The organism is Gabonibacter massiliensis, assembly GCA_001487125.1.
GTDB classification, from domain to species: domain Bacteria; phylum Bacteroidota; class Bacteroidia; order Bacteroidales; family Marinifilaceae; genus Gabonibacter; species Gabonibacter massiliensis.
Genome location: LN913012.1, coordinates 386,955 through 410,847 on the forward strand (window position 1 = coordinate 386,955; position 23,893 = coordinate 410,847).

The following is a 23,893-nucleotide window of genomic DNA, read 5'->3' on the forward strand; positions in this document are numbered from 1 at the left end:
CTCCTGTTATCTTTGCTACATATCATTAAGTAATAAATCTATGAAACAGCTTTTATTTTTACTTTTGTTTGTGCCGACAATACTTTTCGCACAGGAAAAAACCGATAAAAAATACTTGGCCGGAGCGGTTCCGGTAGTAGATGGTATGGTTACTTTTACCAAAGTAATTGAAGCGCCCGGACTTACTCGAGATCAGATTTATGAGAAATTAAGTCAGTGGGCGGAAAAACGATTCGTAGCCGATAAAGAGTTGGAGAGTCGGGTTTTATATATGGATCCTCAGGGTGGGACTATCGTTTGTCAAGGACAGGAGTATTTGATATTTGCCGATAAATTGTTAGCGTTAGACCGTGCGGTAATAACTTATCAGGTATCATTGACGAGTTTCTCCGGAAATTGTTACATGAAGATCAGCTCTATTATCTATTCGTATAATACGGGACGTACGAACGGTATGGAGCTGTTGCGGGCCGAGAGTACGATCACGGACGAGCATACCTTGACCAAAAAGAGAGATAAATTAATTCGGGCGACCGGTAAATTTAGAATTCATACGATCGATTTGGTAGATCGTATGTACGACGATATCGTCAAGGTATTGGGAGGTAACGTCGGTGAGACGAAAACAAATGCCAATACTTCGTTGAAGGCGGTTGCCCCGGTCGAGATCGCCAGGGAGATGGCGGCAGACATGACCCACTCGTCCAGTCAATTGGAGGGGTATAAACAAATTGCTCCGGATAAAATTCCCGGAAATATAATCAAAATGCTTTCAGAAGGTTGGTCTTTGATTACAGCCGGCAATGACGAAAAATTCAATATGATGACAGCCAGTTGGGGCGGTTTGGGGTATCTGTATAATAAACCTGTCGCCTTTAGTTTTATATATCCTACTCGTTATACCTATCAACTGATGGAAAAAGGAGACACCTACACGATCTCTTTTTTCACGGAGACTTATAGGGAAGTTTTGGAATATTGTGGGAATCATTCGGGAAAAGATGCCGATAAGGTTAAGGAAAGCGGATTAACACCGATTACAACTCCTTCCGGGAGTAAGGCATTTTCCGAGGCGTGGATGATTATCGAATGCCGTAAGATGATTTCTCAGTCTATAACTCCGGAAGCTATATTCGACGAGCAATTGAAAGAAAAATGGGCGGGTAAGCAACTGCATAAAGTCTATATCGGCGAAATCGTAAACGTATGGGTGAAATAATCAGTTGTCTAAATACTCTTCTTTGAATATGTTTACGCAAAGAATAAAGATAGATAAGAGAAGAGGACCGAAGATTACGCCCATAAAGCCGAATAGAGAAAGGCCGATAACTACTCCGAATATGGTAATCAACGGATGGGTATCGGCCATTTTCTTTTGTAATACAAAACGGATTAGATTGTCCACGTTAGCAATGACGATGATGGCGTAAACGGTTAAACCGATCGCGTGTCCCCAGTCTCCGCTTAATCCCATGTATAGGACTAACGGAATCCAGATCAATGCTGTACCTATGACGGGAATAATCGTTGCGAAGCAACTCAGTATGCCGAATATCAACGGGCTGGGGGTTCCGAAGATATAATATCCTAACATGGCGATAGCTCCCTGAATGATGGCTAATAGAGGAATTCCGATTGCGTTTGATTTTACGATCATGTTGATTTCATGCAATATATTCCGGGAATTCTTTTTGTTGAAAGGAAGAATGTCATTGATATAGGCTTCCATTTTGGTTCCGCCGATTAACATGAAGTAGAGTATGAAAAGCAAAACCAATACGTTCATGGTAAAACTGCTGATACTTCCCATGAGAAATTGTCCTATTTTGGGTAAAATAGAGACCATAGAGGCAATATTGTCTTTACTTAAGGCGTAATAGCCCGTGTGTTGCTGGATGAGATCCGCCAGCCGTTCAATGGGGGCGATAAGCGTTTGGGGAGCGAGATTTATGGCGTGCAATTGATTTACAAGTAGCCAAATAACCAGAAATAGCGGAATTAAAAAACAAAGGATGGTTTCGCATAGCATCAGAAACGCCATTAGCCCTCGTTTCATATGTTTTTTTTCTGTCAGGTACAACATTTGTTGTCTGAGAAGAATATATATGGTTATCGCACCTAAAATACCGCCTAAAAAGGGAATGAATTTGATAAACAAGATGATTCCTAACACGAAGATAATGATGATAAGCGAATATTTCCAGTATTGTTCTTTTATGTTACTCATAAGTGTTTCTGTTTATTTTAATGAATATCGACTAATTAACGATAAACGAAAGAAAAAAGTTATACGGATGTATTAAGAACTGTCAAATCGTCATTTGTTTGGATTTGGCATAACAATTGCCGGAAAGATTGCGTAAATTCAAAAATAACTAAATTAAAAATATAGAACTATGTCAACAGGAAAGATTGGTGTTTCAACGGGGGATTTGTTCCCGATTATCAAGAAATTTTTATATTCTGATCATGATATTTTCTTGAGAGAGATTGTCTCTAATGCGGTGGATGCTTCCCAAAAATTGAAAGTGTTAGCCACAAGCGGAGAGTTCAAGGGGGAAATGGGAGAGTTGAAAGTAAGAGTGAAGGCTGACAAAGCGGCAGGAACATTGACGGTTTCCGATAATGGTATCGGAATGACGGGGGAAGAGGTCGAAAAGTATATTAATCAGATCGCTTTTTCCGGAGCGGAGGAGTTTATGGCAAAATACAAGGATAACGGGGCGGCAATTATCGGTCATTTCGGATTAGGCTTTTATTCATCTTTCATGGTGAGCGATAAGGTGGAGATTATCACCAAATCTTATAAAGAAGGGGCAAAAGCCGTGAAATGGTCTTGTAACGGAACTCCCGAATACACGATGGAGGAGACGGAGAAGGCAGAGCGGGGAACGGATATTGTCATGCATATCAATGAAGAGGAGAAAGATTTTCTCGAGGATAATAAAATCAACGAATTGCTGACCAAATATTGTAGGTTCCTGCCTGTCGAAATTATCTTCGGAAAGAAAAAAGAGTGGAAAGACGGAGAGTACAAAGATACGGAAGAGGATAATGTAATCAATGATATAAATCCGGCCTGGACACGTAAACCTTCGGATTTGCAAGAGGAGGATTACTTGAAATTTTATCATCAACTGTATCCGATGGCCCAGGATCCGTTGTTCCATATCCATTTGAACGTGGATTATCCGTTTAATCTGACGGGTATCCTTTATTTTCCTAAAATCGATAACAAATTCGAAATACAGAAAAACAAGATCCAACTCTATTCGAATCAGGTTTATGTAACCGATTCGGTCGAGGGCATCGTTCCCGAGTATTTGACTTTGCTACACGGGGTAATCGATTCTCCGGATATTCCTTTGAATGTTTCCCGTTCTTATCTGCAAAGCGATCGTAACGTGAAAAAAATTTCCAATCATATCACGAAGAAAGTTGCGGATAGCCTGAGCGATATTTTTTCGAGCAACAGGGAAGAGTACGAGAAAAAATGGGATGATTTGAAGATTTTTATCCAATATGGAATGTTGACGGATGAAAAATTCGATGAGAGAGCCAAGGCAATTTTTCTTTTCAGGGATACCGACGGAAAATATTTCACGCTTGAAGAGTACGAAAACTTGATCAAACCGGACCAGACGGATAAGGATAATAAGATCGTTTATTTGTATGCTACGGACGTACATGAGCAATATACTTATATTGAAAAAGCCAAGAATAGAGGATACAGTGTGCTTTTGATGAACGGTCAGCTGGATACCCATTTTATCAATCACCTGGAGCAAAAAAATCCGGATCATCGTTTTGTACGGGTAGATGCGGATGTCATAGATAAATTGATTCAAAAATCCGAAACGAAAGAGACGACTTGGAGTGCTGTCGAACAAGAGGAACTTCGTACCGTTTTCTCTTCGCAACTTCCCAAGGATAACGGTATGTTCATGGTCTCTTTCGAAGCTATGGGAGAGGATAATGAACCGGTTGTCGTTACCCGTGCCGAATTTATGCGCCGAATGAAGGAGATGGCTGCCATGAATCCGGGAATGAGCTTTTACGGGTCGATGGGAGACCAGTATACTTTGGTTGTAAATACGGACCATAAGTTGGTCAACGAGGTTTTAGAGGAAGAGAAAAAGGCGATGAATGCTAAACTGGAACCCTTGGACTTCGAGATCAAAGAGACCGAAAGTAAGAAAACGGAGTTGGATGAATTGAACAAAGGAAAAAAAGAGGAAGAAATTCCTCAGGTGGATAAAGACCGGAAAACCGAATACGATAAGACCATTGCCGATTTAAGGAAACAAAAAACGACTTTGTTGGAAGAGTACGGACGCGGGAATAAGATCGTGGGGCAGTTGATCGATTTGGCTCTTCTTGCTAATGGCCTGTTGAAGGGTGAAGCGTTGAATAAGTTTGTAAAAAGAAGCATAGAATTGATTAAATGATCTGCATAAAGAAAGAGCCGGATAAAAATCCGGCTTCTTTTTTGTCATGGGAAAACAAAAAAGAATTATCTTCGTTAAACATAATTGATGTCATTTTATACATAACTCTATGCAGATTATTTATTCTTCAACAAGCTACAAAAGATCGGTAATAAAGTCAATTATCGCGATCGTTTTAGGACTTATTTTAGTATTATGGCCTACGGAGGTGTTGAATTATACGGTGAAAATTATCGGGGCCGTATTTTTTATAACCGGATTGGTGTCACTGATTGTCTCATATAGAGACAAGGGTGAAGATTCTCCAGGCGAATTATCATCCTTTAATGGAATCGGAAGTATTATTCTGGGCCTTTTATTATGGTTTATGGCGGATTTCTTTACCAATATGTTGATGTATTTGTTGGGATTTATTCTGCTTGTTGCCGGTATCGGACAGTTGGTATTGTTGACGTCCGCACGGAAATTCGGTCCGATTTCTGCTGTAAATTATTTGTTTCCCGTGTTGATTCTGTTGGCTGGATTTATTGTATTTGCCAATCCTTTCTCGGCCAAAGAAGGGATCATCACTTTCTTCGGGATTACCACTGTCTTTTACGGAGTGACCGATTTGATCAATCAGTATAATATTAATAAACTACGTAAGCAGAGACAAGAGGAAGAACAACGCCAGAAGATGGGTGGCGGGGAGATCGAAGATGCGGATTACGAAGAGATCAAAGAGGATAACTGAATTTTTCACGTTCTCGAATTTTATTGTTTTCTTTGTGGCAGAATAAAAAAGATCTACAAAGTATCATGGTAAAGGTAATCAATGAAGAAAATTCTGTTTATAACCGTTTTTTGGCAGAGTTACGGGATATAAACATTCAGAAGGATTCCTTGCGTTTTCGTCGGAATTTGGAACGGGTGGGGGAGATTATGGCTTACGAGATCAGTAAGACCTTTCGTTACGATACGTGTAAGGTACGTACTCCGATTGATGTGGCTGAGGTTATGTTACCGACGGATAAGGTTGTTGTTGCCTCTGTCATGAGGGCGGGACTTCCTTTTCATCAAGGCTTTTTAAACTATTTCGACAGTGCAGAGAATGCTTTTATTTCGGCCCGACGTGCTTACCGAGATGATCACGGCTTTGAGATCCGTTTTGATTCGATATATACGCCGGATCTGAGAAAGAAACAACTGTTGTTGGTTGATCCTATGTTGGCCACGGGAGCCTCCCTTGTGGTTGCTTATCGTGAGTTGTTGAAACAAGGCGGAAAACCCGATCATACCCATATTGCGGCAATTATAACCAGTAGACAAGGGTTGTATCATGTGACCGAAGCATTAAAAGAGGAACCGGTTACTTTGTGGACTGGAGCTATTGATGAGCGGTTGACCGATAAATCATATATCGATCCGGGAATCGGAGACGCGGGGGATTTGGCTTTTGGAGAAAAGTTATAAGAAGGTAAAGCGATTTTTCTCTATCTTTTTTTGTTAACGTTTAGTTTTTAACTTTATTGTATTATCTTTGGCTTGTGGAAATGAATAAATACCTGTTAGCAGCACTTTATGTCGTGGCCGGATGTGTCGTGACAATGCCTTCCGGCGGACGTAATGAAAGTGTACCTGTCGGAAGGGATAGTTACAGGTTATTGATATCTTCTACTCAAAAGATTATTACCGTTGCATTGGAGAAAAAGTCAGTTGATGAACTGGCTTTTGATGTGTTTGGAGCCCAAAGCTTAACGACAATATCCGATTTGATTGCAGATCGTTTTTCTTGTTCGTGGGTTGCGCTTCCCGGGTTTAAGTCTCCTGACGTGGCGGCCAATCCCATCCGGGCGCCCGGAAAGGCACTGCAATTCAAAGTTTGAGTCTATATGGTTTTTGATCGCGATAGGTGATGCGATCGTGTAGAACCATCTTAAATATAAATAATCAGTTTTCATAAATACAAAAGAAATATGGGTTTTAATGATATATTAAAACAACTCTTCGGTAATAAATCGGATCGGGATTTAAAAGAGTTGTTGCCTATTGTGGCTAAGGTAAATGCCGAGTGGGAAAAGGTAAAAAAATTAAGCGATGATGAGCTTCGTGCACTTTCGGCAGATTTGAAGGCCAAGGTACACGCCTACGTGAAGGAGGAAGAAGACGAGATTGCAACGTTAAAAGCAAAGATCGAAAATGAGAAACCTTCCATAGAAGAACGGGAGGATATCTATACGAAGATTGATAAGTTAGAGGAGCAGATCGATAAAAAGATAGAAGAGGTTTTAAACGAGATTATGCCGACGGCTTTTGCCGTCATGAAAGATACGGCCCGACGCTTTACCGAGAATAAAGAGATTGTGGTCAAAGCGAATGATTTCGATCGTCAGTTAGCCGTTACGAAAGATTTTGTGGAGATTGACGGCGACGAGGCTATCTATTTCAATTCTTGGATAGCAGGAGGAAACGAGGTTACCTGGGATATGGTACATTACGATGTGCAGTTGATCGGTGGTGCCGTGTTGCATCAGGGAAAAATTGCGGAGATGGCTACCGGCGAGGGTAAAACTTTAGTGGCAACCCTGCCTGTTTTCCTGAATGCTTTGACCGGACGAGGGGTGCATGTCGTGACCGTGAATGACTATTTGGCTAAACGTGACTCGGAATGGATGGGGCCGCTCTATATGTTCCATGGGTTATCCGTGGACTGTATTGACAAAACGGAACCTAACTCTCCGGAACGTAGAAAGGCGTATCAGGCAGATATAACTTTCGGAACGAATAATGAATTCGGTTTCGATTATTTGAGGGATAATATGTCTATTCATCCCGAAGATCTGGTACAAAGAAAACACAATTATGCCATTGTCGATGAGGTAGACTCCGTGTTGATCGATGACGCCCGTACCCCGTTGATTATTTCGGGTCCGGTTCCCAAAGGGGATGATCAGATGTTCGACGAGTATAAGCCTCGCGTGGAGAAGTTGGTTAAAATGCAGAGGGATTTGGTAACCCGCATTTTCAATGAGGCAAAAGTGCTTTTGGCCAGTGATGATAAAAAGAAAGTGGATGAAGGAGCCATTCTTTTGTTGAGGGCTTTTAAAGGATTGCCTAAGTATAAGCCGTTGATCAAGTTTTTGAGTGAACAGGGAAATAAGGCGATTTTGGTTAGGACGGAGAATATCTATATGCAGGAGAATAATCGCCGGATGCCGGAGATCACCGATGATCTTTATTTTGTGATCGATGAAAAACAGAATTCCATCGACCTGACCGATAAAGGACATGATACGATTACGGCTGCGGGTGAGGATCCTGATTTCTTTATTTTGCCGGATATCGGGTCGGAATTAGCGGAGATTGATAAGATGGGATTGTCGGACGAGGACAAGATTGCTAAAAAGGATGAGCTTATCCAAGGATATGCAGCCAAATCGGAACGAGTGCATACGGTAAATCAATTATTGAAGGCCTATACCTTATTTGAACTTGACGTGGAATACGTGGTGATCGATAATAAAGTGAAGATCGTGGACGAACAGACGGGACGTATTATGGAAGGACGCCGTTATTCAGACGGTCTGCATCAAGCTATCGAAGCAAAGGAAAATGTAAAGGTTGAAGCTGCCACTCAGACATTTGCTACCATTACGTTACAGAACTATTTCAGGATGTACCATAAGTTGGCCGGTATGACCGGTACGGCAGAAACGGAAGCGGGAGAGTTCTGGGATATATATAAATTGGATGTAGTGGTTATTCCGACCAACCGTCCGGTGGTACGTAAGGACGCCAACGATTATGTGTATAAGACCAAACGCGAAAAATACAATGCCGTTATCGATGAAATTACCCGTTTGGTAGGAGAAGGACGTCCTGTATTGGTCGGTACGACCTCGGTAGAGGTTTCCGAATTACTAAGCCGTATGTTGAAACTGAGGGGTATCAAGCATAATGTATTGAATGCCAAGTTGCATCAACGAGAGGCTGAGATTGTAGCGGTTGCAGGTCAGTCGCAAGTGGTTACCATTGCAACCAATATGGCGGGTCGTGGTACCGATATCAAATTGAGCCCGGAAGTGAGGGCTGCCGGCGGTTTGGCTATTGTGGGGACGGAACGTCATGATTCTCGTCGCGTCGACCGGCAGTTACGCGGTCGTGCGGGACGTCAGGGTGATCCGGGGTCTTCTCAGTTCTTCGTTTCCCTGGAAGACGATTTGATGCGTTTGTTCAGTTCCGAGCGGATTATTCGGGTGATGGATCGTCTGGGACATGAGGAGGGGGATGTGATTCAACACTCCATGATTACAAAATCTATCGAGAGAGCTCAACGAAAGGTGGAAGAGAATAACTTCGGTATCCGTAAGCGTTTGTTGGAGTACGACGACGTGATGAACTCGCAACGGGAAGTTATTTATAAAAAGAGACGTCATGCGTTGTTGGGCGAACGGATTGGAGTGGATATCGCCAATACGATGTATGATGTTTGCGAGGGATTGGTTGAGGAATATAAAGAGGCAAACGATTTGGAAGGGTTCCGTTTAGCCGTGTTGAAGAATCTTTCCGTCAACTACGAGATCACTCCTGAAGTTTTCCAGAAAAAATCGGTAGCTGATATTACGGAAGATTTGTATCGGCAGATGCGGGAAACATACACCCGAAAAGTGGAAAGTATCTCCCGTCAGGCTTTCCCGGTGATTAAGAATGTATTCGAACAGCGGGGAGAGTTGTTTAAGAATATTATAGTGCCTTTCACGGACGGAATGAAGATGTATAATGTCGTTACCAATTTGGAAAAAGCCTATCATTCGGGTGGAGAAGAGTTGGTTCGGGCATACGAGAAATCAATCATGCTTGCCCATATCGATGACGCATGGAAGGAGCATTTGAGAGAGATGGACGATTTGAAACAATCCGTGCAGAATGCTACTTATGAACAAAAAGATCCGTTGCTGATCTATAAATTCGAGTCGTTCAACCTGTTTAAATCCATGGTCGACAAAATCAACAAAAGCGTGGTTTCCACGCTGATGAAGGGACAGATTCCTTTCGAAGCACCGGAAGAGGTACGTCAGGCCGAAGAGAGACGTACGGATTTGAGTAAAATGAAAACCGGGCGTTCGGATATGGCTCCTCAAGCCAACCGGGAACAACGCAAACAGGAACCGGTACACGTGGGACCGAAGGTCGGACGTAACGATCCTTGTCCTTGCGGAAGCGGCAAAAAATACAAAAATTGTCACGGGAAAGAAGAGTAATAAACGAATGAGGAAATCCGGAGGTTGGTTTATTGATCTCCGGATTTCATTCTCTATATAATCTTTAAATCAAAAACATGATTTCGCTTTATATTGATTGGAACGTAAGTCCGGAGATATTTAATTTGGGAGGCATTTCTGTCCGTTATTACGGATTATTGTTTGCGTTGGCCTTTATATTTGGCTATAAGGTTGAAGAAAAGATGTTCCAATCGGAAGGTCTGAGTCAGAAATGGCTGGATAAGCTATGGATATATGTTGCCATAGCCACGGTGATAGGTGCTCGTTTAGGGCATTGTTTTTTCTATGATTGGGATTATTACAGCAGTCATCCACTTGAGATCATTTTACCGGTACGTTTTGAAGGTGGATTCCATTTTACGGGATACCAAGGACTGGCAAGTCACGGGGCTGCTATCGGAATTATTGTCGGATTATGGTATTACTCTAAAAAGGTAAGTAAAAAATCCATATTCTGGATATTGGACCGGGCTGTCGTGCCGATTGCGTTAGCGGGATTCTTTATTCGGATGGGAAATTTTATGAATTCGGAGATTATCGGGGCTCCGACAGCCGTACCCTGGGGATTTCATTTTTTGCGGGTGGACGATAGCGAGTGGATAAAGGCCGTTTTTTCCACGGAACAGATTACACAATACCTGAAGGACGGGATTATTGCCAAGACCCGTACGGGTCTTCATTTCCTCAGGCATCCGGCCCAGTTGTACGAAGCGATCTGTTATTTGATTAGTTTTGCCGTACTTATGCATCTCTATTGGAAAACGAAGGTGAAAGAGAGAGAGGGGTATCTTTTCGGGATGTTTCTCGTATTGATCTTTACGGCTCGTTTCATCATCGAATTCTTTAAGGAGGTGCAGGAACCCTGGGAGGCAGAAATGGCGTTGAAGATGGGACAATGGTTAAGTATTCCTTTCGTCCTGTTCGGGGCATTTATGATATGGTACAGTAGCCGGAAAAAAGTTAAGGCAAAAAATTGAATTAGTTCGTTTTTATATATAAATTATTCAATCATATGGCTGCATACAATAAGGAGTTTATGAAAGAGGCGATTCGTATTGCCTTGGATAACGTGAAAAACGGAACGGGTGGACCTTTCGGGGCGGTTGTCGTACGTGACGGAAAAATTATCGCTACATCCGGTAACACGGTTGTGCCGGATAACGATCCGACCGCTCATGCCGAGGTGAATGCCATACGAAAGGCTTGTAAGCAGTTGGATTCTTTTCAATTGAAAGGGTGTGATATTTACTCCAGTTGCGAACCTTGTCCGATGTGCTTAGGGGCCATCTATTGGGCACGTCCCGATCATCTTTATTATGCTTCTACCAAAGAAGATGCGGCCGATGGCGGATTCGACGACTCTTTCATCTATAAGGAGATTGCCTTGGACGGTCCCGATCGTTTCATTCCCTTTATCAATAAACGGGAGGAGGGAAGCGGAGAGGAGTTCCGATTATGGAAAGAGAATGAAAATAAAACAGTCTATTGAAAAAGGTGCTTTTTAAAAGCACCTTTTATTGGTTGATTTCATCCAGAATAGCCTGGATTTCATCTTGACAGCCACCGCACCCACATCCTGCATTTGTAGCGTCACCGACTTCTTCTACTGTTTTTAAACCTTGTTCCCGAATCGCTTTTACGATATCGGCCTTTGATACTTGAAAACAGTTACAGATTATTTCCTCACTCATAGATTATATTATTCTACTGTTATGTGTGCGTTTCAAAGATAAAGTATTTTTTTTTAAGAATCATATAAGATTCGATATTATCTATTTATGAGGGGATAGAGAAAATCTATTTACAGCGAAAACGGGATCGCTTGTAGGATCCCGTTAAGTTATGTCGAAGAATTCGGATTATTTTAAGTTATTATAGAAGAAGCTCCAAAGGTTGTCTTCCAATGGCGGGGTAGCCGTGATGGTGATCATCTCCTGTTTTACAGGGTGCATAAAACTAATGCTGCGAGCATGTAAACTGATACCTCCTCCGGGATTGGAACGAGGCGAACCGTATTTCAGGTCGCCCTTGATAGGACATCCTATTTTGGCTAACTGGCAACGGATTTGATGGTGTCTGCCCGTGCAGAGTTTTACTTCTAACAGGAAATAGTTTTGGCTTCCGTTGATTAACTTGTATTCCAAGATAGCCTCTTTAGCACCCGGACGAGGGCGGGTGTAAACGGAAGATTTATTTTTTTCCGTATCGCGTACTAAATAATGAACTAAACGTGCTTCGTCCTCTTGCGGCAGTTCGCTTACGATCGCCCAATAAATCTTGGTTATCTCGTTGTCATGTTCCTGGAACATTTTATTTAACCGGGTAAGAGCTTTGCTTGTTTTGGCGAAGAGGACGACACCGCTTACAGGTCTATCTACCCGGTGGGGAATTCCGAGAAATACATCTCCCGGTTTGTTGTATTTCTTTTTGATGTATGCTTTTACCTGCTCGCTAAGAGGTTCGTCTCCGGTTTTGTCCGCCTGTACAATATCGGAATTTTTTTTATTGACGGCAATGATATGATTATCCTCGTATAAAATTTCCAAACTCATTTTTTCTATTTTTTCAAATTTAATATTGCTCCCTTTCGTTCGGGAAGTTTCTGCTTTTTACATCGTTGATGTAATTGCTTACAGCTCCGCTGATCTCCGCGTACAGATTGTGATAGCGGCGTAAGAAACGAGGGGAGAATTCCTGATTGATACCTAACATGTCGTGTATAACCAATACCTGACCGTCAACACCACCGCCAGCACCGATGCCGATTACCGGTATCGTTAACTCTTTAGCGACGCGGGCGGCTAATTGGGCCGGGATTTTCTCCAAAACAAGTGCGAAGCATCCTGCCTCCTCCAACAAGTGGGCATCTGCTACCAATTTTTCAGCCTCGTCATTTTCTTGAGCCCGAACTACATAGGTTCCGAACTTGTGAATACTTTGTGGGGTTAGTCCCAAATGTCCCATGATAGGTATTCCAGCAGAAAGAATGCGGGCAATGGATTCCAGTATCTCTTCACCTCCTTCTAATTTTACGGCATCGGCACTGGTCTCTTTCATGATTCGTATGGCGGAACACAAGGCCTCTTTACTGTTTCCCTGGTAGCTGCCGAAAGGCATATCGACAACGACCAGAGCGCGGTCTACCCCTCTGACCACGGAGGCCCCGTGGTAGATCATTTGATCGAGAGTGATCGGTAAAGTCGTTTCGTGTCCTGCCATGACGTTCGAAGCCGAGTCTCCAACAAGGATAACGTCTATTCCTGCATGATCAATGATTTGGGCCATAGAGAAGTCGTAGGCCGTCAACATGCTTATTTTTTCGCCCTTTAGTTTCATCTCCGATAAAACATGGGTAGTAACTCTTTTTACTTTCCTTTGAACTGACATTGCATTCTGATTTGTAAATCCGCTGACGTATCACTTGGATTCAGGGTTCTGAAATGTTCCGATAAGTGTTTGTGAACCGGTCACTTTCTGACCTAATTTTACATTGATTTGGGTTCCGAGAGGTAAAAAAAGATCCACTCTTGAACCGAATTTAATAAATCCTGCATGTTCGTCTTGGCGAGCTTCTCCTCCCACGGGGGCATAAGAAACAATTCGCTTAGCCATGGCTCCCGCGATCTGTCGCATAACGATCTCTTGACCGTTTCGAGCCTCGATGGCAATGGTTGTTCTCTCGTTTTCCGTGGAAGATTTCGGCAGGTAGGCGGCCATGTATCTTCCTTGATGGTATTTAAAATATTTGATGATGCCGTTTATGGCAAACCAATTGATATGCACGTTAAAAATATTCATAAAGATAGATACTTGAATACATCGACTTTTCAGGTATTCAGGCTCGTATGTCTCTTCTACGACCACGATTTTTCCGTCTGCGGGGGCTAAGATCGTGTTATCGTTTACTTGAATATGCCGATGGGGAAATCGAAAGAAGTTTACGATCAGCAGGTATATGACGGCGCTTAATACAAGTATGATCCGAAAAATAAGATCGCTTGGAATGAAGACATAGATCAATACGTTTATAAAAGCAATAAACACGAAAACTTTGAATAGTAACGGATAGCCAGCCTTATGTATTTTCATCGGGTAATATTTTAGTTCGCAAAGAGCGATTGGTCTTTATTAGTCTTATTATGATTTTATTTCAAAACAAGTCGCAAAGTTAATACATGAATTCCATATAAACAAAAATAGCGGGGATTGCGAAGATAATTGCATCGAATCTGTCCAAAATCCCCCCGTGTCCCGGTAATATATTGCCCGAATCTTTTATCTCGATGCTTCGCTTAAAGAGGGATTCCAATAAGTCCCCGTATATTCCGAATACGACTACGATACAGGCTATGATGGCCGTATCTATGATGGTATATCCTTCGATGTGTGGGGCTATACAAAGAGCGGCAAGAATGGTAGTGACTCCTCCGCCGATAGCTCCTTCCCAGGATTTTTTAGGTGATATTCTGGGGAATAATTTATGTTTCCCGAATTGAGAACCGAATAGGTAGGCGAATGTATCGTTGATCCACACGAGCAGGAATGGGAAAAAGATAATTTCCGGCATCCATTGACCGGAAGTCATGTAAGGAAGGTAGATCAATAGAGTGAAAGGCAAACTTATATACAATAAGGCGTAATAAGAAAAGGCTATGTTCTGAAAACCGTTTCCTTGTTTTCGGTATAATTCCCGGATGGCCATCAGAAAAGTCAACAGGAAAAAGAATAGATATCCGTCTTTGTAATCAATGTAGTTATGCAGAAATCCTACCGTGAAGAGTACGCTGCCGCACAGGATGCAGAACGGAAAATTAATGTGGATGTTCATTTTTTTTGCCATTCTTCCGAATTCGATAATCCCCAATATATTGATGATAAAAAAGAGTATATAAAAGCAAATGGGGTGTATGAAAATACACCCTGTTAAAATGAATACGAACAGCAATCCGCTGATGGCTCTTTTCCAGAAATTACTCACGATCGTTCTTGTTTTTAATTACTTTTTCAGCCTCTTCTTTATGCTCTTTATTCACCATTACATTTACCTCTCCGAGCATGATATAAGAAGAATCCTTTTGGTTTAAAATCACGGCGGGAATGTTCGAATCGCTTAATAGTTCTTTGATCCTTTCCGCCTCAAATTCTTCATTTGTCGTAAAAACAGATACCCAATTGTCCATGGATTTACATGTAAAATTTAGTCTATGTTGTCATTAGGGTCTTCTTGCGGCTTCACCTCTTCCTCCTCGTCAGACCAAGGACGTTTTCCTAAAATATTTTCCAAATCATCGCTGAAAATTACTTCCCTTTCGATTAATAGTTCCGCTACTTGTTTATGTTGCTCCTGATGTTGCTTAAGTAACTGTTTTGCGCGTTCGTAGGCAGCACTGACCATCTCCTTCACTTCGGCATCGATAAGTTCTGCCGTCTTTTCCGAATAGGGTTTTGTAAAGCTGAAATCGCTTTGTCCCGTGGAGTCGTAAAAACTTAAAGTCCCGATCTTGTCGCTCATACCGTAGATGGATACCATCGCGTATGCTTGTTTGGTAGCCCTTTCTAAGTCATTTTGAGCTCCTGTCGAAACTTGCCCGAAAACGAGTTCTTCCGCAGCCCTTCCTCCCAGTACGGAACACATTTGATCTAACAACTGCTCTTTCGTGGTAATTTGTCTTTCCTGGGGTAAATACCAGGCAGCTCCTAAGGCCTTGCCCCTCGGGACAATGGTCACTTTTAAAAGGGGATGAGCATGCTGTAATAGCCAAGAAACGGTAGCATGACCGGCTTCATGGTAAGCAATCGCTTTCTTTTCGCTGACTTTTATTACTTTGCTCCGGTTCTCAAGGCCACCTACGATTCGGTCGATGGCATCCAGGAAATCTTGTTTTTCCACGGCGGATTTATCTTTTCTGGCTGCGATAAGAGCGGCTTCATTAGCCACATTGGCGATATCTGCGCCTGAGAATCCCGGGGTTTGTTTAGCCAAAAAAGAGTAGTCCACATTATCAGCCAATTTCAAAGGTTTCAAATGAACTTTAAATATCTCTTCCCGGTCTTTTAGTTCCGGTAGGTCAACGTATATCTGACGATCGAAACGTCCGGCTCTCAAAAGGGCACTGTCCAAAATATCGGCTCGGTTTGTTGCGGCGATGATGATGACTCCCGAGTTGGTTTCGAAACCGTCCATTTCCGTCAACAGTTGGTTCAGTGTATTTTCTCGTTCGTCGTTTGAACCCATGTTGGGATTTTTACCCCGGGCACGTCCGATAGCGTCGATCTCGTCGATAAAGACAATACAAGGAGCTTTTTCTTTAGCTTGTTTAAACAAATCCCGAACGCGGGAAGCTCCGACGCCGACAAACATCTCTACGAAATCGGAACCCGACATGGAGAAGAAAGGTACGTTTGCTTCTCCGGCCATAGCTTTTGCCATCAACGTTTTACCTGTTCCCGGAGGACCGACCAACAAAGCTCCCTTGGGTATTTTCCCTCCTAATTTCGTGTATTTGTCCGGACTCTTCAAAAACGAGACGATCTCTTCAACCTCCTGTTTAGCTTCCGCTAATCCGGCCACGTCCTTAAAAGTTACTTTCACGTTGGATTCTTTGTCGAAAAGTTTCGCCTTTGATTTTCCCACGTTGAAAATTCCTCCGCCTCCTCCGCCTCCGGCGTTTTTGCTCATCCTCCGGAAGAAGAAAATCCAAATAAAGATTAGGATAGCCAGAGGGAAAATGATGGATATGACATCACTCCACCAGTTGTATTCTTGTTTATAGTCAATGGTAACATCCGTGGCTCCGGGGATCTCTTTGCGAGCTTCCTCCATGTTTTTTTCAAAGGTTTCAGTCGAACCTATTGAAAAATAAAATTGAGGACCGTTTTCATTGTTTTTGAATCCTTTGGAAACTAATTTACTGTAATTTTCAATCTTGTCAGGTTGTAAGTATACGTTTACCCGTCCCGTGTTGGTGATCACCACGAATTCCTTGACATCCCCTTTTTCCAACATTTGAGTTTTGACCTCTTGCCAAGTCGTCCTTTCCGGGCTGGTAGGCATGCTGAGGAAGTTGAAACCGATAATGATGGCGGCGATTATAATATACATCCAATATCCGCTGAATTTGGATCCTTTATTGTTTTTTCCTCCTACGGGAGGAAAGTTGAAGCCTTCATTTTTATTGTTTTCTGCCATAATTTATTGTTAAATTCTCTTCTAATCTTGTTATTTTTGCGTCCACCCAAAAGTCCTCCAGTTGGTAATAGTCCCGTTGCTCTTTTTGAAAAATATGCACCACGACATCCCCGTAATCCAGTACGATCCATTGGGCTTGATCTTCTCCTTCTTTATGTATGGGTTTTTCTTTCAGTTCCTCTCGAACCGAATCGTGAACATAGTCCGCTAAACTCGCGACATGAGAGTTTGACGTTCCATGACATATTACGAAGAAACTACAAAAACAGTTTTCTATTTTTCTCAGATCAATTTTAACGATATCGACACCCTTATGATCATCCAGTGTTTTTATTACATTCTCCACAATTTTTTCTGCTCCACTCATTCTAAAAATAGTTTTAAAATCCAGTACAAATATACATTTTTATTTAAACTTAAAAGGTTTTGGAAGGACTCTTCTTGATTTCTATCAAAAAATGTACCTAAAATTATTTCCTTATTTATTCTGACGATTTGACAGTAAAATAAGTTATAGAAAATGGGGTTGAAAATAATATACAAATTGTTAAAGTTTTTGGAGAGAAGCCGTGTATTTAACAAATCTTATTTATAGTTTTGCAAACCTGAATAGAGAAAATAGGTGAACTTATTTTCTCACATTCTTTAAGAATGACTCGAAATATTGTTCGTTTTAAGTTTAAATGAAAAGAAATGGAGAAATATCTTATACCATTAGTGCCGGGGCCGGTTTCAGTTCCTAAAGAAGTTTTGAATGTTGCGACCTTTAATTACGGTTCAGCCGATTTGGAACCGGAATTCTTGACCATGTACCGGGAAACGGAAAGATTACTGCAGAAAATGATGAATACGAAAAATCATGTCGTCATTCAAACGGGAGAAGGTATGCTGGCTTTGTGGACAGCATTGAAAAGTACTTTAGTGTCAGGAGATCGGGTATTGGTTATTTCTACGGGTATCTTTGGTTATGGTTTTGGAGAAATGGCGGAATCCATTGGTTGTGAAGTAAAAACATTGGCTTTCGGATTCGATGAAACGATAACGGATTTTGATTTGATTGAAAAGGCAATAAAAGATTTTCAGCCTAAGATGATCACTTTGGTGCAAAATGAAACTCCGAGCGGAACGATGAATCCGGTCAAAGAGATTGGTGATTTGAAGGTGAAATACGATGTCCCGTTGTTGTGTGTTGATATCGTATCCGGATTGGGGGGATCTTGTATTGACGTTGACGGTTGGAACGTGGACTTGGCGTTGGGCGGTTCACAGAAATGCTTATCTGCACCGGCGAACATGTCATTTCTCTCCGTGAGCGAAAAAGCGTGGGAAATTGTCAAAGAAGTCGCTTATCCCGGATACGAGGCCTTATTGCCTTTTCTGAAGGCAGTTGAAACGGGGTATTTTCCTTATACGCCTTATTGGCATGGTATTGCACAGTTGCGTAAGGCATGCGAACTAATATTTGAGGAGGGGCTGGAAAATTGTATTAATCGTCATCATACGGTGGCGGAATATTGTCGGGGACGGATTAAGGAGATGGGGTTGAAGCTTTATCCGCTCGAGGATGCGATTTGTTCTCCTACGGTTACGGCCGTTTATGTTCCTGAACATATGACGTGGGAAAAATTGGATAGCGAATTGCGTTTACAGAATATGGTCGTGGGAGGAAATTACAGTTGTTTGGCCGGCAAAGTATTTCGTATAGGACATATGGGATCTCAGGCTAATATGAATTTGGTGAAAGAGGCTATGGACATATTGGAGACGGTTATCCACAATATATAATATCGGCCTTTGAAGCGAGTTTGTAATGACGGAGTGGTTTGAAGTACATCAATTGTCATGCTGGATAAAGACATTATGCGGCATAGATTGTCCCGGATGTGGTTTTCAGACGGCTATGTTGTTACTGATGAAAGGAGAGGTATCGGAGTCGGTCGTAACCTATCCGGCGTTACTTCCGTTTATGTGGTTTATCTTGCTGATTATAGGAAGAATAGTAGGAATAAAGAAAATTGAGACAAGCATATTAAAAATTAGCGGGTTTGCTTGTTTGATTATAATTTTAATATCATATTTGTTTAAATTAATGTCTATCTAAAATACAAACGAATGGAAGTAGAAGAATTGAAAAAAATGAATTTGCCTAACGCGACGGCAATATTGGTTTTGGGGATTTTATCACTTATATTCTGTTGGATGTGCTACGGGAGTATAATCGGGGTCATACTGGGTATTATTGCTATCGTTTTGGCTTCAGAACCTCGTAAGATGTATCTGCAAAACCCGCAACTTTATACGGAAAGTTCTTATAAAAATTTGAATGCAGGAAGAGTATGTGCTATCATAGGGCTTTGTATCTCTCTTGCTATGGTTGTGTTAATAATTCTAATGGTGTTGGGAATAGCCGCAATAGGCTTGGGTTCTTCAATGATGTAGGATAAATGAAATAGAATATGGATTACAGATTTGAAATCAGCTTACCGAATAGTTCGGATTTTAGATGTGAAATCGCAATTGGTGGAGACCAAACGTTTCAACAGTTTCATGATAAAATCGTGGATGTATTGAATTACGACAATTCACAAATGGCTTCTTTTTTTACGATTGACAAAATGGGGAATCGGGGGAAAGAGATAGCGCTAATGGATATGGCGACGGATGAAGAAGAGAGTGATACCTTAGTGATGGATAGTACGAAAATCAGTGATATTATAAAGCCGGGTTGTTTAGAGTTGGAGTATGTTTTTGATTTTTTTACGAATCGTTATTTCAGGGTGGAGTATGCCGGGGAATATGTTCGTGATTCTTCCGATGTTATGCCCGTGTGCGTGTTCTGTGACGGGGATATTCCGGAACAATTTTCTTTTGATGAAGGTAATGATAATTGGGAGTTCGATAAGCCGGAGGAGGAGTTTGACGATGAATATGACGATAGCTTCATGGAAGAGTTCGGGAACGATAGTTACGGGGATGAGGACCGGGAAGATCGGGGATACGACGAGGAGGATTTTCGGGAAGATCGTTACGAGAGTCTGGATGATTATATTGACAGGCTTTAATTATTTCATCGGATGAAGAAAACGTTGTTAGTGTTACTCGGACCGACCGGGGTGGGAAAAACCGATCTGAGTATAGAGCTGGCGACTTATTTTCAAACGGCTATTATTTCGTGTGATTCCCGGCAATTATTTAGGGAGATGCATATTGGAACTGCCGTGCCCGATCAAGAGCAATTGGCGGCGGTTCCTCATTTTTTTGTCCAGTCTGTTTCTGTAAAAGATTATTTTAATTGTTGGGAATTCGAACAACAGGCTTTGTGCCGGATAAAAGAGCTTTTCTTGGAGAGAGATGTTGTTGTTATGACAGGGGGCTCTATGATGTATATCGATGCTGTGTGCCAGGGAATAGATGAGATTCCTGATGTGGACCCGGAGGTGCGGCAATCGGTTATGCAGATGTATCAGGAAAAGGGGTTGGAATTTATGCGACTCTTGTTGAAAAGATTGGATCCCGTTTTTTACGGTATGGTCGATCTGAAAAATGCAAAGCGGGTGATGCATGCCGTCGAGATCTGTTTGACGACGGGCAAGTCTTATTCTTCGTTACGTACCGGAATTCGGAAAGAACGGGATTTCTCCATTATAAAGATAGGGCTAAATAGGGATAAGGATGAGTTATATGCCCGCATTAATGCCCGGGTCGACGAAATGTTTAGACAGGGCTTGGAAGAGGAGGCTCGCTCGTTGTATCCTTTAAGGCATTTAAATGCGTTGAATACGGTAGGATACAAAGAGTTATTTGATTTTTTCGATGGAAAAACCGATCGGGGAGAAGCCGTTCGTCTGATCAAACGGAATACTCGTCGTTATGCCAAAAAACAATTGTCTTGGTTTCGCCGGGATACAAGCATCACTTGGTTTCATCCCTCCCAAAAACAGGAGATACTTGATTTTATTGTAAATCACTTCATCACGTAATCTCAGAATCTTTTATTTGTAAATTGATTCGTATTTAAGGTCTGATCTTGTCGTTTTTAAATTGGAAATTAAAAATTCGAGATCGTCGATGAGCACTTCTTTTATTTTGCTATCGTCGTTATACAGTTTTTCAATTTGTCATATATTGCTTTTGATCCCGTTTGGGGGGCATGATCAGGATTAAAAATGATCCGAAAATAATGACCCCGGCCAAAATAAAATCCTTTGTGTTTAAATCCGGACGCATGGCGAAATAATAAGTAGTGGCCCAAACTTCTAAACCATAGGTGAGCATGGGCTGAAAAGCTCTGAAAGTCATAAAGGTTTCGGCCGTTGCGGTTTGTAGGGTTGCATAGTATAAGTAAGTGGAAAGTGATGTGATTAGAAGGCCGGTGAGACATGCGCTTATGAGGCCTGCCGGATTAACGATATCTTTTATTTTGGGCAGGTAAAGAGTAGATAAGGGGAGGTCTATTAAATCTTTCGCGAAGAAATGCTCGAATAAAGCGATTCCGCTTAATATGCAAATAACCGAAAATCCGCCCCAAAACATCGTATAACCGGATATACCGCATTTTTGACGTGTGGTCGTGTTGGGACTCATGATGGTCGTCTTTTCTACGATAACAGCCCGGATACAACTGGCAAAAGCTGCCAAAACAACAAGTATTGCTATTTTTCCTCGAATGGCTTCGGGAAGAGACAGGAGAAAAAGAACGATTCCGGTGAGGATAACCAGCATGCCGATGATATCGCAGCCATGAGGTTTGCGTTTGAATAAAAGATAGGTCAAAATGGTCGTGATAATTACTTCCAAATTGATCAGCAGACTGGTTTCGGTACTGCTGATATATAGATAAATGGCTGCTAAAAAGAAATTCCGGAAAATTTGTAGCCAAGTGTACAACCAAGAGTATTTGACTCCGGATTTCCAATTTTGCGTGGTGACCGGTTCCCGGATAATAAGTAATGCTACTCCCCCGGAAAATATTTGTAGTGATGTGAACACAAGTATGTTAATATCATAGTTTAGCAGGCAATACCGGGTGATGACACTATTGACGGACCAGGTAATTACGCTTAGTAAAGCGAACAAAGCTCCTATTTTCATGGATTATTCATTAATTCTCAATTAAGTGTAAAGGGCTTTTACATTCAAAACTCTTTATCTATTTTTAACTGTAACGATAACGCGTGGAAAAAGTTTTTTGTTGTCAAAGTAAAAAAACAGGGTATTTTATGTAAAAAAACTTTTGAAATCATATCTTTGTTAAATAAGATCCGTATAATTTAAAGACGAAATCAGCTATGATGACAGAAGAACGGATTCAAATAGAGAGTAAGAGGGCATATTATGCAAGCGGTGTCACGCGTGATCTTAATTTCAGGGTAGAGGCGTTACGACGCTTGAAGAAAATGATCATAGAAAATGAGCATGAGATAAGCCGCGCCTTGTGGAACGATTTACATAAATCGGAAGGAGAGGGTTATCTTACGGAAACCGGAATTGTTTTAAATGAAATCCGAGATTGTATAAGGAATTTACGTCGATGGAGCAGAGAGCGGAAGGTAAGCACTCCATTGTTTTTATTTCCTTCGCGGGGTAGAATACTGTTTGAACCTTACGGAATCGTATTGATTATTGCCCCATGGAATTATCCGTTTCAGTTGTTGATGATGCCTTTGATCGGGGCTATTGCTGCCGGAAATGTGGCGGTATTAAAACCTTCGCCTTATGCTCCTGCCGTTTCGAAAGTGATCTCTCGGATTCTAAACGGGGTATTTCGACAGGAATACGTTTCTGTATTTAATGGAGGGGAGGAAGAGGTGGAAGCTTTGTTGAAAGAACGTTTCGACTATATTTTTTTTACGGGTGGGATTCGTTTTGGACAAAAAGTGATGGAAGCTGCTGCAAAGCAATTAATTCCTGTTACGCTGGAGTTAGGGGGAAAGAGTCCTTGTATTGTAGGAGAAGGATGTAATATGAGATTAACGGCTCGCCGGATTGCCTGGGGAAAATTTTTGAATGCGGGACAAACCTGTGTTGCTCCGGATTATGTGTTGATCCCCAGTCATTTGAAAAATGAGTTTATAACACAAATGAAATCGGCTGTTTTCTCTTTTTGGGGAGAAGAACCGAAAAATAGTCCGGACTACGGTAGAATAGTACATGAAGCCGGGACAAAGAGATTGATTAATTTGATGCACTCTTCGGGAAAAGTTATACACGGAGGAGAATATAGTATAGTTGATAGGTATATTGCCCCTACATTATTAGATGAGATAGAGCCGGATAGTCCGATTATGCAGGAAGAGATATTCGGTCCTTTATTGCCGATTATCGGATACGAACATATAAGAGAGGCCATTGAATTTGTCAATAAGCGGGATAAGCCTTTGGCTTTGTATTATTTTGGTAATGTAAAGGAAGGAAAACAGGTAGTGGGTTCGACATCTTCCGGGGGTGGATGTATTAACGATACGATTATGCATTTAGCTAATGCTCGTTTACCTTTCGGTGGAGTCGGGAGAAGCGGAATGGGAAAATATCACGGGAAAGCCAGTTTTGAATTATTCAGTAATCGTCGGGCAATCCTACGTTCTTTTTCCTGGATGGATATCCCTTTACGCTATCCGCCGTATAAAGTGAATTGGATAAAAAAATTTTTAAATTAGCAAACGGATAGTTAACTATCCATAGTAGAAACCTTATAAAAGAAAAGCGTTATGAAAAAGTACATTTGCACTGTATGCAGTTACATTTACGATCCTGCGGAAGGGGATCCGGATAGTGGTATAGCACCCGGAACGGCATTTGAAGATCTTCCCGATGATTGGGTTTGTCCTTTATGCGGGGTAGGCAAGGAAGATTTTGAGCCTGTGGAAGAATAAAGAGATTTTTATCTTGTGTAATTCTCACCTTAGCTTTCAAAAGCTTTGGTGAGATTTTTTTAAGAACAACTGAAAACAAAAGAAGGTAAGCGAAATAATAAAAATGCTGTTCTATCACCGAAC

Annotated in this window: 25 protein-coding genes; 15 read left to right on the forward strand and 10 right to left on the reverse strand. The window is 41.6% G+C overall.

Going from position 1 to position 23,893, the window contains the following annotated elements:
* Positions 1–40: 40 nt before the first annotated feature.
* Positions 41–1,219 carry a DUF4468 domain-containing protein gene (locus BN3283_RS03940; protein WP_059025710.1) on the forward strand — a complete coding sequence of 393 codons (1,179 nt, stop codon included), beginning with the start codon at positions 41–43 and terminating at the stop codon, positions 1,217–1,219.
* On the opposite strand, the gene BN3283_RS03945 is transcribed toward BN3283_RS03940, so the two are convergent.
* Complete coding sequence (locus BN3283_RS03945; RefSeq protein WP_041502027.1) at positions 1,220–2,227, reverse strand: AI-2E family transporter; 1,008 nt, start codon at positions 2,225–2,227, stop codon at positions 1,220–1,222.
* A gap of 169 nt (positions 2,228–2,396) precedes the next feature.
* Between BN3283_RS03945 and htpG the strand changes: the two genes are divergently transcribed.
* From htpG to BN3283_RS03980, 7 genes are all read left to right on the forward strand, one after another.
* A complete protein-coding gene (htpG, locus tag BN3283_RS03950) occupies positions 2,397–4,448 on the forward strand; it encodes a molecular chaperone HtpG (RefSeq protein ID WP_041502026.1) in 2,052 nt (683 codons plus the stop codon).
* 109 nt (positions 4,449–4,557) lie between these two features.
* A complete protein-coding gene (locus tag BN3283_RS03955; protein ID WP_059025711.1) occupies positions 4,558–5,181 on the forward strand; it encodes an HdeD family acid-resistance protein in 624 nt (207 codons plus the stop codon).
* A gap of 65 nt (positions 5,182–5,246) precedes the next feature.
* On the forward strand, positions 5,247–5,900 hold the full coding sequence (gene upp, locus BN3283_RS03960; protein ID WP_082027558.1) for a uracil phosphoribosyltransferase: 654 nt from the start codon (positions 5,247–5,249) through the stop codon (positions 5,898–5,900).
* A 74-nt stretch (positions 5,901–5,974) separates the two neighbouring features.
* Complete coding sequence (locus BN3283_RS03965; RefSeq protein WP_147625534.1) at positions 5,975–6,313, forward strand: hypothetical protein; 339 nt, start codon at positions 5,975–5,977, stop codon at positions 6,311–6,313.
* 90 nt (positions 6,314–6,403) lie between these two features.
* On the forward strand, positions 6,404–9,688 hold the full coding sequence (secA, locus tag BN3283_RS03970; RefSeq protein WP_059025713.1) for a preprotein translocase subunit SecA: 3,285 nt from the start codon (positions 6,404–6,406) through the stop codon (positions 9,686–9,688).
* A 77-nt stretch (positions 9,689–9,765) separates the two neighbouring features.
* Complete coding sequence (gene lgt, locus BN3283_RS03975) at positions 9,766–10,686, forward strand: prolipoprotein diacylglyceryl transferase (RefSeq protein WP_052634326.1); 921 nt, start codon at positions 9,766–9,768, stop codon at positions 10,684–10,686.
* Between the two features lie 35 nt (positions 10,687–10,721).
* A complete protein-coding gene (locus BN3283_RS03980; RefSeq protein ID WP_059025714.1) occupies positions 10,722–11,198 on the forward strand; it encodes a nucleoside deaminase in 477 nt (158 codons plus the stop codon).
* Between the two features lie 25 nt (positions 11,199–11,223).
* Here the strand turns inward: BN3283_RS03980 and BN3283_RS03985 are convergent, their stop codons facing one another.
* From BN3283_RS03985 to rsfS, 8 genes are all read right to left on the reverse strand, one after another.
* Entirely contained in the window at positions 11,224–11,400 is a 177-nt protein-coding gene (locus BN3283_RS03985) for a (2Fe-2S)-binding protein (RefSeq protein WP_059025715.1), read from the reverse strand.
* Positions 11,401–11,568: 168 nt separating this feature from the next.
* Positions 11,569–12,255 (reverse strand): RluA family pseudouridine synthase, encoded by a 687-nt coding sequence (locus tag BN3283_RS03990; RefSeq protein ID WP_041502199.1) that lies wholly within the window; start codon positions 12,253–12,255, stop codon positions 11,569–11,571.
* A gap of 25 nt (positions 12,256–12,280) precedes the next feature.
* Complete coding sequence (gene panB, locus BN3283_RS03995; RefSeq protein ID WP_041502021.1) at positions 12,281–13,096, reverse strand: 3-methyl-2-oxobutanoate hydroxymethyltransferase; 816 nt, start codon at positions 13,094–13,096, stop codon at positions 12,281–12,283.
* 30 nt (positions 13,097–13,126) lie between these two features.
* Positions 13,127–13,798 (reverse strand): phosphatidylserine decarboxylase family protein, encoded by a 672-nt coding sequence (locus tag BN3283_RS04000; protein WP_059025716.1) that lies wholly within the window; start codon positions 13,796–13,798, stop codon positions 13,127–13,129.
* A 79-nt stretch (positions 13,799–13,877) separates the two neighbouring features.
* A complete protein-coding gene (locus BN3283_RS04005; protein ID WP_059025717.1) occupies positions 13,878–14,687 on the reverse strand; it encodes a phosphatidate cytidylyltransferase in 810 nt (269 codons plus the stop codon).
* A complete protein-coding gene (locus tag BN3283_RS04010; protein WP_041502018.1) occupies positions 14,680–14,889 on the reverse strand; it encodes a putative signal transducing protein in 210 nt (69 codons plus the stop codon). Before BN3283_RS04010 ends, BN3283_RS04005 begins: the two co-directional genes overlap by 8 nt.
* 17 nt (positions 14,890–14,906) lie before the next feature.
* Positions 14,907–16,898 (reverse strand): ATP-dependent zinc metalloprotease FtsH, encoded by a 1,992-nt coding sequence (ftsH, locus tag BN3283_RS04015; RefSeq protein ID WP_041502017.1) that lies wholly within the window; start codon positions 16,896–16,898, stop codon positions 14,907–14,909.
* Positions 16,882–17,265, reverse strand: a complete 384-nt coding sequence (gene rsfS / locus BN3283_RS04020; RefSeq protein WP_059025718.1) for a ribosome silencing factor — start codon at positions 17,263–17,265, stop codon at positions 16,882–16,884. Before rsfS ends, ftsH begins: the two co-directional genes overlap by 17 nt.
* 326 nt (positions 17,266–17,591) lie before the next feature.
* Here rsfS and BN3283_RS04025 point away from each other — a divergent pair, with 326 nt between their 5' ends.
* Genes BN3283_RS04025 through miaA form a run of 5 tightly spaced genes read left to right on the forward strand, consistent with a single transcriptional unit; the run spans position 17,592 to position 20,878 of the window.
* Complete coding sequence (locus BN3283_RS04025; protein WP_059025719.1) at positions 17,592–18,683, forward strand: pyridoxal-phosphate-dependent aminotransferase family protein; 1,092 nt, start codon at positions 17,592–17,594, stop codon at positions 18,681–18,683.
* Between the two features lie 25 nt (positions 18,684–18,708).
* On the forward strand, positions 18,709–18,999 hold the full coding sequence (locus BN3283_RS04030; RefSeq protein WP_041502013.1) for a DUF2752 domain-containing protein: 291 nt from the start codon (positions 18,709–18,711) through the stop codon (positions 18,997–18,999).
* A gap of 11 nt (positions 19,000–19,010) precedes the next feature.
* Entirely contained in the window at positions 19,011–19,337 is a 327-nt protein-coding gene (locus BN3283_RS04035; RefSeq protein ID WP_052634323.1) for a CCC motif membrane protein, read from the forward strand.
* Between the two features lie 17 nt (positions 19,338–19,354).
* Positions 19,355–19,960: an IS1096 element passenger TnpR family protein gene (locus tag BN3283_RS04040; RefSeq protein WP_041502012.1), complete on the forward strand. Its 606-nt coding sequence runs from the start codon at positions 19,355–19,357 to the stop codon at positions 19,958–19,960.
* A gap of 12 nt (positions 19,961–19,972) precedes the next feature.
* On the forward strand, positions 19,973–20,878 hold the full coding sequence (miaA, locus tag BN3283_RS04045; RefSeq protein WP_041502011.1) for a tRNA (adenosine(37)-N6)-dimethylallyltransferase MiaA: 906 nt from the start codon (positions 19,973–19,975) through the stop codon (positions 20,876–20,878).
* A 130-nt stretch (positions 20,879–21,008) separates the two neighbouring features.
* On the opposite strand, the gene BN3283_RS04050 is transcribed toward miaA, so the two are convergent.
* Positions 21,009–21,989 carry a DMT family transporter gene (locus BN3283_RS04050; protein WP_059025720.1) on the reverse strand — a complete coding sequence of 327 codons (981 nt, stop codon included), beginning with the start codon at positions 21,987–21,989 and terminating at the stop codon, positions 21,009–21,011.
* 197 nt (positions 21,990–22,186) lie between these two features.
* Between BN3283_RS04050 and BN3283_RS04055 the strand changes: the two genes are divergently transcribed.
* Both BN3283_RS04055 and rd read left to right on the forward strand, forming a co-directional pair.
* Entirely contained in the window at positions 22,187–23,554 is a 1,368-nt protein-coding gene (locus BN3283_RS04055; RefSeq protein ID WP_286137502.1) for an aldehyde dehydrogenase, read from the forward strand.
* A gap of 51 nt (positions 23,555–23,605) precedes the next feature.
* A complete protein-coding gene (gene rd / locus BN3283_RS14180; RefSeq protein WP_070807446.1) occupies positions 23,606–23,770 on the forward strand; it encodes a rubredoxin in 165 nt (54 codons plus the stop codon).
* The last annotated feature ends 123 nt before the right edge of the window (positions 23,771–23,893 follow it).

Bases quoted from the DNA above. Each gene is read 5' to 3' on its own strand.
- upp (WP_082027558.1), top strand. From the start codon at position 5,247: ATGGTAAAGGTAATCAATGAAGAAAATTCTGTTTATAACCGTTTTTTG.
- BN3283_RS04050 (WP_059025720.1), bottom strand. From the start codon at position 21,989: ATGAAAATAGGAGCTTTGTTCGCTTTACTAAGCGTAATTACCTGGTCC.
- panB (WP_041502021.1), bottom strand. From the start codon at position 13,096: ATGTCAGTTCAAAGGAAAGTAAAAAGAGTTACTACCCATGTTTTATCG.
- BN3283_RS04030 (WP_041502013.1), top strand. From the start codon at position 18,709: ATGACGGAGTGGTTTGAAGTACATCAATTGTCATGCTGGATAAAGACA.
- lgt (WP_052634326.1), top strand. From the start codon at position 9,766: ATGATTTCGCTTTATATTGATTGGAACGTAAGTCCGGAGATATTTAAT.
- ftsH (WP_041502017.1), bottom strand. From the start codon at position 16,898: ATGGCAGAAAACAATAAAAATGAAGGCTTCAACTTTCCTCCCGTAGGA.
- BN3283_RS03985 (WP_059025715.1), bottom strand. From the start codon at position 11,400: ATGAGTGAGGAAATAATCTGTAACTGTTTTCAAGTATCAAAGGCCGAT.
- BN3283_RS04035 (WP_052634323.1), top strand. From the start codon at position 19,011: ATGGAAGTAGAAGAATTGAAAAAAATGAATTTGCCTAACGCGACGGCA.
- htpG (WP_041502026.1), top strand. From the start codon at position 2,397: ATGTCAACAGGAAAGATTGGTGTTTCAACGGGGGATTTGTTCCCGATT.
- rsfS (WP_059025718.1), bottom strand. From the start codon at position 17,265: ATGAGTGGAGCAGAAAAAATTGTGGAGAATGTAATAAAAACACTGGAT.
- secA (WP_059025713.1), top strand. From the start codon at position 6,404: ATGGGTTTTAATGATATATTAAAACAACTCTTCGGTAATAAATCGGAT.
- BN3283_RS03945 (WP_041502027.1), bottom strand. From the start codon at position 2,227: ATGAGTAACATAAAAGAACAATACTGGAAATATTCGCTTATCATCATT.
- miaA (WP_041502011.1), top strand. From the start codon at position 19,973: ATGAAGAAAACGTTGTTAGTGTTACTCGGACCGACCGGGGTGGGAAAA.
- BN3283_RS04040 (WP_041502012.1), top strand. From the start codon at position 19,355: ATGGATTACAGATTTGAAATCAGCTTACCGAATAGTTCGGATTTTAGA.
- BN3283_RS03940 (WP_059025710.1), top strand. From the start codon at position 41: ATGAAACAGCTTTTATTTTTACTTTTGTTTGTGCCGACAATACTTTTC.
- BN3283_RS04000 (WP_059025716.1), bottom strand. From the start codon at position 13,798: ATGAAAATACATAAGGCTGGCTATCCGTTACTATTCAAAGTTTTCGTG.
- rd (WP_070807446.1), top strand. From the start codon at position 23,606: ATGAAAAAGTACATTTGCACTGTATGCAGTTACATTTACGATCCTGCG.
- BN3283_RS04010 (WP_041502018.1), bottom strand. From the start codon at position 14,889: ATGGACAATTGGGTATCTGTTTTTACGACAAATGAAGAATTTGAGGCG.
- BN3283_RS04055 (WP_286137502.1), top strand. From the start codon at position 22,187: ATGATGACAGAAGAACGGATTCAAATAGAGAGTAAGAGGGCATATTAT.
- BN3283_RS03980 (WP_059025714.1), top strand. From the start codon at position 10,722: ATGGCTGCATACAATAAGGAGTTTATGAAAGAGGCGATTCGTATTGCC.
- BN3283_RS03955 (WP_059025711.1), top strand. From the start codon at position 4,558: ATGCAGATTATTTATTCTTCAACAAGCTACAAAAGATCGGTAATAAAG.
- BN3283_RS04025 (WP_059025719.1), top strand. From the start codon at position 17,592: ATGGAGAAATATCTTATACCATTAGTGCCGGGGCCGGTTTCAGTTCCT.